The organism is Kitasatospora sp. NPDC091257, assembly GCF_044757675.1.
Lineage (GTDB): Bacteria > Actinomycetota > Actinomycetes > Streptomycetales > Streptomycetaceae > Kitasatospora > Kitasatospora lactacystinica.
The window spans coordinates 1-5026 of the sequence record NZ_JBIVVI010000683.1 but is presented as its reverse complement, the minus strand read 5'-3'; the positions used below and the strand labels follow the sequence as shown (position 1 = coordinate 5026).

Annotated in this window: 5 protein-coding genes and 1 pseudogene; 4 read left to right on the top strand and 2 right to left on the bottom strand. The window is 75.5% G+C overall.

Annotation, left to right across the window (positions count from 1 at the left end; genetic code table 11):
• Positions 1 to 801: pseudogene (locus tag ACIQOV_RS27220) on the top strand (hypothetical protein); the annotation flags it as partial.
• A gap of 112 nt (positions 802 to 913) precedes the next feature.
• Here ACIQOV_RS27220 and ACIQOV_RS27215 read toward each other — a convergent pair.
• A complete protein-coding gene (locus ACIQOV_RS27215) occupies positions 914 to 1549 on the bottom strand; it encodes an NAD(P)-dependent oxidoreductase (protein ID WP_401052850.1) in 636 nt (211 codons plus the stop codon).
• A gap of 176 nt (positions 1550 to 1725) precedes the next feature.
• Between ACIQOV_RS27215 and ACIQOV_RS27210 the strand changes: the two genes are divergently transcribed.
• The gene (locus ACIQOV_RS27210) at positions 1726 to 2499 is read left to right on the top strand and encodes an SDR family NAD(P)-dependent oxidoreductase (protein WP_401052847.1); all 774 of its coding nucleotides are present in this window, start codon (positions 1726 to 1728) and stop codon (positions 2497 to 2499) included.
• A gap of 105 nt (positions 2500 to 2604) precedes the next feature.
• On the top strand, positions 2605 to 3276 hold the full coding sequence (locus ACIQOV_RS27205; RefSeq protein ID WP_401052844.1) for a TetR/AcrR family transcriptional regulator: 672 nt from the start codon (positions 2605 to 2607) through the stop codon (positions 3274 to 3276).
• 62 nt (positions 3277 to 3338) lie between these two features.
• On the opposite strand, the gene ACIQOV_RS27200 is transcribed toward ACIQOV_RS27205, so the two are convergent.
• A complete protein-coding gene (locus ACIQOV_RS27200; RefSeq protein ID WP_401052841.1) occupies positions 3339 to 4211 on the bottom strand; it encodes an alpha/beta fold hydrolase in 873 nt (290 codons plus the stop codon).
• A gap of 69 nt (positions 4212 to 4280) precedes the next feature.
• Here ACIQOV_RS27200 and ACIQOV_RS27195 point away from each other — a divergent pair, with 69 nt between their 5' ends.
• Positions 4281 to 4886: a TetR/AcrR family transcriptional regulator gene (locus ACIQOV_RS27195; RefSeq protein WP_401052838.1), complete on the top strand. Its 606-nt coding sequence runs from the start codon at positions 4281 to 4283 to the stop codon at positions 4884 to 4886.
• The last annotated feature ends 140 nt before the right edge of the window (positions 4887 to 5026 follow it).

Sequence of the window (5026 nt, the reverse complement as noted above, 5' to 3'; positions counted from 1 at the left end):
TCCTCCGGTCCCGTCCCCGCCCCGGGGCCCGTGCCGGACTTCGACCCCGACAGCGTGTACGACCCGCCGGCGCCGAGCGCGGCCGGCATCCCGTCCGTACCGCTGGACCCGCCGGACCTGGCCACCGCCGAGGCGCGGGCGCACGCGATCCCGCCGCCCACGGTGTCGAGCACCGGCCCGTGGACGATGACCCTCTTCGACTTCTCGGACGGGCCGCGGCCCGCGCCGAAGCCCATCCCCGAGCAGCGCACCGGGGAGGAGGCCGAGCCCGCGCCGGAGCCGGCGGTGCCCGCCGCGGACCTGAGGAAGAAGCCACGCAGGGGCCGGATCGAGCAGACCCCGGCGGCGCCCGCCGCCCCTGCCGGGAAGGCCGCGGGCCAAGCGAAGGGTAAGGGGAAGGCGAAGGGCAAGGGCCAGGAGGCGCAGAAGGACGCGCCCGCCCGCAAGCCCTCCCCGCTGATCCTGCTCTCCTGCGGCCTGCTGGTCGGCGGGGCGGTCTCCGGTTTCCTCCCGGCCATGCTGGCCGGCTGGGGCCTCGGCTACCTGTCCCGCCAGATCTCCGACCTGATGCGCAAGTTCGTGATCCTCGGCATTCCGCTGGTCACGATGAGCGCGACCACCCTTTACTCCATGCGGCAGGCCAAACAGGCCGGGGGGCAGGGCGGCGGCCTCCAGTCGGGCTCGCCGCTGGGCCAGATCAGCTGGTCGTCGGCCCCGAACGTGCTGCGGCTGGCCGCGGTGCTGTCGGCGGTGGTCCTGCTGCTGCTCGCCATGCGCCGCCGCCCGCCGCAGCAGGGCTGAGCCGGGGGCGGTCGGCGGCGGCCGCCGGGTGACGGCCGTTCGCGGCTCGGCGGCTCCATGGTTCGTGCGCTCATGGCTCGGGTGACGCCGACGACGGGGCACGGGCCGGGCGTCAGTCGTCGGCGAGGTGGACGAGGCGGCGGAAGGTCGCCGGGTCGCCGAGGTGGCCGACGATCCAGTGCGCGACGGTGGCGCGGGTGGCGGTGCCGGCGCGGGGAAGCGGCCGGTCGTAGGAGATCTGCGGGCCCACGGACGGCGGTCCGTCCTTGAGCATCGGTACCCGGACGACCGTCCAGGCGGTGTCGGAGCCGGCGAGCACCGCCTCCATCCGGGCGAGGTCGTGATGGATCTCCCGGTACAGCCGGTCGACCACCAGCCTGGTCACCACGCGCTGGGCGAACGGGAGCCGGCTGGTGTCCAGGCCCGCCGAGCTCATCGTCACCAGGTGCCGGAGGCCGCCGTCCCGGACCGCCGCGGTCAGCTCCCGGGCGCCGTCGGAGAAGACGGTGGTGGCCCCGCGGCCGGTGCTGCCGAGGGTGGCGACTACGGCGTCCTGGCCGTTCAACGGGCCGTGCAGGGAGCCGGGTTCGCCGACGTCGGCCCGCGCGGTGAGCGCGCTGCCGTGCGTGTGCGCCGGTAGCCGGGCGGGGTCGCGGGCGACGGCGGTGACGGTGTGTCCGGCCGCCAGTGCGAGGTCGACCACCAGGCGGCCGGTGCGTCCGGTGGCGCCCACGACTGCGATCCTCATCGGTTCCTCCTCAGGATTCCGGGACTCGGGGACTTCGGGACTCGGACGGTCCGGGGTCGGTGCTCGGCCGGTGTCCGGGTCGGGTCGGTGCTTGTCATTCATTCAGACGGACTGTATGAATGAAACCAAGTGAACCACAGCACACCGCGAGTGCAAGTCCAAAGGAGCGATGGGACATGGGAGTTCTGCAGGCTCGGTACCCCGATCTGGCCGGCCGGGTGGTCGTGATCGCCGGCGGCAGCCGCGGCATCGGTGCGGAGACCGCCCGCGCCTTCGCCCGGCAGGGTGCGGCCGTCGCCGTCCTCGGCCGCGACGAGGCGGCGCTGAAGGAGGTGGCCGGGGAACTGCGGGCGGAGGGCGCCCGGGCACTCGGACTGGTCGCCGACTGCACGGACGCGACGGCGCTCGGCTCTGCCGCCGCCCGGATCGAGCAGGACCTCGGCCCGGTCGACGTCCTGGCCGCCTTCGCCGGCGGCGACGGCTACCCGGTGCCGACCGTCCGCGAGACCGAGGAGCACTGGCGGGCCGTGCTGGACGGCAACCTCACCGCCACCTTCCTCACCGTCCAGGCCTTCCTGCCCGGCCTGCTGGCCCGCGGCAGCGGTTCGATCGTCACCATGGCCTCCACGGCGGGCCGGCTGCCCAGCGGCGCCTCCGCCGCCTACGCCACGGCCAAGGCGGGCGTGCTGATGTTCACCCGGCACCTCGCCCTGGAGGTCGCCGGTGAGGGCGTGCGGGTCAACGCCGTCGCGCCGGGTGCCGTCCGGACCGAGCGGACGGCGGCGCAGATGCCGCCCGAGGTGCAGGCCGCGGTCGCCGCCGCGCACCCGCTGGGCCGCCTCGGCGAGCCGGTGGACATCGCCTCGGCCGTGCTCTTCCTGGGCTCCGACGCGTCCTCCTGGATCACCGGGCAGACCCTGGACGTCAGCGGGGGGCGAGTCATCCTCTGAGCGGTGGGGCCGTCCCTGCGGATGCCGGGGCGGCCCCGCCCGGGGGAACCGATCGGCGATACTGCCAGTTCACGCGGACGAGCGGAACGAGTGGAGGCGAGCGGGATGAGCCCCCGGTCCTACCGGATGGGACAGCGGCAGGCGGAGGTCGACGAGACCCGCGCCCGGATCGTCGCGGCCGCCCGCGCGAACCTGGCCGAGACCGGCGGGGTCTCGCTGGACGCCGTCGCCCGCCGCGCCGACGTCGCCCGGGCGACCGTCTACTACCAGTTCGGCTCCAAGGCGGGCCTGCTGGAGGCGGTCTGCGACGCCCTCGCCGCGCAGGGCGGCATGGCCGGGCTCGCCGAGGCCTTCACCCTGGCCGACCCCTGGGCGGCGGTGGACCGCTTCGTCGAGGTGATGGGCGGCTTCTGGGCGGTCGACCGGGTCTGCACCCGGCGGCTGCGGGCCCTCGCCGCGCTCGACGAGGAGGTGGGCCGGGTCATCGCCGACCGCGACGCCCGCCGCCGCGAGGGTGCCGCCGTCCTGGCCGGCCGGCTGCCCGCCGCCCCGCCGGACGCGGCGAGCCTGCTCTTCGTCCTCACCGCCTTCGAGACCTACGACGCGTTGGAGGCGGAGGCGGAGGCGGAGGCGGGGAAGGGGACGGAGACAGGGACGGAGACAGGGACGGGGACGGCGGGCACGCCGGACGGCGGTGGTGGTGGTCCGACCGCCGCCACCCCGGCCGTCATCCGTCTGGTCCGCGCCGCCCTCGGTGGGCCGGTGGAGCGGCCGTAGCGGCGGCGGGCCGCCCGTCGGCCCCGGCGCCGCCGGGAGCCGCGCCCCGGCGACCGCCCCGGTCAGCCGGTCTGCCGCGCGGCCATGCCGAGGATCCCGGCGGTGACCGCCGCGGGGTCGTCGGTGGGCAGCGAGTGTCCCGCGCCGGGGACGATCTCGACCCGGGCGGCGGGCACCAGCCGGCGCAGGCGGTCGGCGACGGCCCGGGAGTCGTGCAGGGCGCTGCGTTCGCCGAGGAGGAAGAGGGCGGGGGAGGTGAGTCGGCCGAGTTCCTCGTCGGTGAGGGTGGCGGCCGGGGGCAGCCGGCGGCGGAAGCCCACCGAGGCGCGGACCAGGGCCATCAGTTCGGTCTCCAGGACGGCGCTGTTGCCGACCAGCCGGGCCAGCCTGGGGCGCAGCGGTCGCGGCGCCATGGCGGCGAGGCCGCCGAGGATCATCCAGGTGTAGAAGCGGCGGTCCAGGTCGGCCAGGCCCGCCGTGTCGACCAGGGTGAGTCCGGCGGTCCGGCCGGGGTGGTGGATCTGGTGGTTGAGGGCGATCCAGCCGCCGTAGGAGCAGCCGACCAGGTGGGCGGTGGGCAGGTCGAGGGCGGTGAGCAGGTCCTCCAGCCAGGCGGCGGCGTCGCGGCCGTCCGCGATGGGGGCGCTCTGCACGCTGGCGCCCGGTTCGCCGACGGTGTCCACGGCGATCACGGGGTGCTGTGCGGCGAGGGTGTCGAGGTGGCCGTGCCACATCAGCGCGTTGCCGCCGGAGCCGGGCAGCAGCACGATCGGCCGTCCTTCGGCGGGGCCGGTGCGGTAGACGCGGGTGGTGCCGTAGCCGGTGGGGACGTCGAGCGGCGTCCACGGCCGGGGCCGCAGTTCGGTCAGCGCGCGCTCGTAGGCGGTGCGGAAGCGGGCTTCGGCCTTGCCGTTCCTGAACTCGCTGATTCGCATGGTACATGTGTATCACATGCATGATACGGGTGTACCAGGAGAACGGGTCGGACGTACGGAGGCCGGAACATGACCGCGAAGGTCGACCACGAGGAACGCCGCCGGCAGATCGCCGAGGCCCTGCTGCGCATCGCCGACACCCAGGGCCTGCAGTCCGCCAGCATGCGGGCGGTCGCGACGGAGGCCGGCGTCTCCCTGCGACTCGTGCAGTACTACTTCACGACCAAGGAGGGCCTGCTCCTGGACGCCCTGGCCAGGCTCGGCACCCAGCTCCAGGCCCGGATGGAGCAGTGGATCGGCCCGGCGCGCGCCCCCCGGGAGGTGGTGACGGCGGTCCTGTCCTGCATCCTGCCGACGGACGCCGAGAGCCGCCGGATCACCAGGACGTACGCGGCGTACTACACGCTGGTCCTCGGCGACCCCGAGGTGCTGGAGAAGCAGGCCGCGCAGCCGCCCGCCGTGCTGGAGGGCTTCCTCGCCAAGCAGCTGCGCGCGGCGCAGCAGGCCGGGGAGATCGGGCCGGAGCGGGACGTCGACACGGTCGCGGCCGGGCTGCTGGCGATGGTCAACGGACTCGGCTCCAGCGTCCTGGGCGGCCAGCGCACCGGTGAGCAGGCGCTCGCGGTCCTCGCGTACCACCTGGACGAGCTGTTCGGCCGGCCGGAAGCCTGCTGAGGGGCCCGGCTCCCCGATCCCCGTCCCGCCGGTTCTCCGCCCGCCGGTTCCCCACCCCGCCGCCTCCCGGCCCCGCCACCTCCCCGCCCCGCCGATCCCGGCGGCGGGCCGGCACCCCTCGCGGCACGGGGGTTAACACC